This is a genomic window from Siphonobacter sp. BAB-5385 (assembly GCF_002261125.1).
GTDB lineage: Bacteria > Bacteroidota > Bacteroidia > Cytophagales > Spirosomataceae > Siphonobacter.
In genome coordinates, this window is sequence record NZ_NMPS01000210.1 from 1 (window position 1) to 949 (window position 949).

1 pseudogene is annotated in these 949 nt (G+C 56.2%); it reads left to right on the forward strand.

From position 1 onward, the window contains the following. Nucleotides 1–949, forward strand: a pseudogene (gene gmd / locus BWI93_RS20365) (GDP-mannose 4,6-dehydratase); the annotation flags it as partial.

Genomic DNA, 949 nt, shown 5'->3' on the forward strand with positions numbered 1-949 from the left:
ATGAAAACGGCATTAATTACGGGCGTAAACGGCCAGGACGGAGCATATCTGTCGGAATTGTTACTCGAAAAAGGCTACCTGGTGCATGGCGTGAAGCGTCGGGCCAGTCTCATCAATACCGAGCGGATCGATCACCTGTATCAGGATCCCCACGAAGCCAACGTTCGCTTCAAGCTGCACTACGGAGACATGACCGATTCAACGAACCTGATTCGCATCATCCAGGAAACGCAGCCCGACGAGATTTACAACCTGGCGGCCATGTCGCACGTCAAGGTCAGCTTCGATACGCCCGAGTACACGGCCAACGCCGACGGCATCGGTACGCTGCGGATTCTGGAAGCAGTTCGGATTCTGGGTCTGGAAAAGAAAACCAAAATTTATCAGGCTTCGACCTCGGAGCTGTACGGCCTGGTACAGGCCGTACCCCAGTCGGAGACCACGCCCTTCTATCCCCGCTCGCCCTATGCGGTAGCCAAGTTGTACGGTTACTGGATCACGGTCAACTACCGGGAGCCTACGGCATGTTTGCCTGCAACGGCATTCTGTTTAACCACGAGTCGCCCCTGCGGGGAGAAACGTTCGTGACGCGGAAGATCACGCGGGCGGTGGCGGCGATTGGCTTAGGTCTTCAGAGCACGCTGTATCTGGGTAATCTGAACGCGGAGCGGGACTGGGGTCATGCCAAGGATTACGTGGATGCCATGTGGCGGATTCTGCAGCAGGAGACGCCGGAGGATTATGTGATTGCCACGGGGGTGACCACGCGGGTGCGGGAGTTTGTGAAGCTGGCCTTTGCCGAAATCGGGGTAGAGGTAGCCTTTGAAGGAGAGGGGGTTGAAGAGAAAGGCTACGTGGTGAGCTGCTCGAACGAAGAATTCCAATTAGAAGTAGGGAAATGCGTAGTAGCGGTAGATCCGGCGTATTTCCGTCCGACGGAGGTAGAACT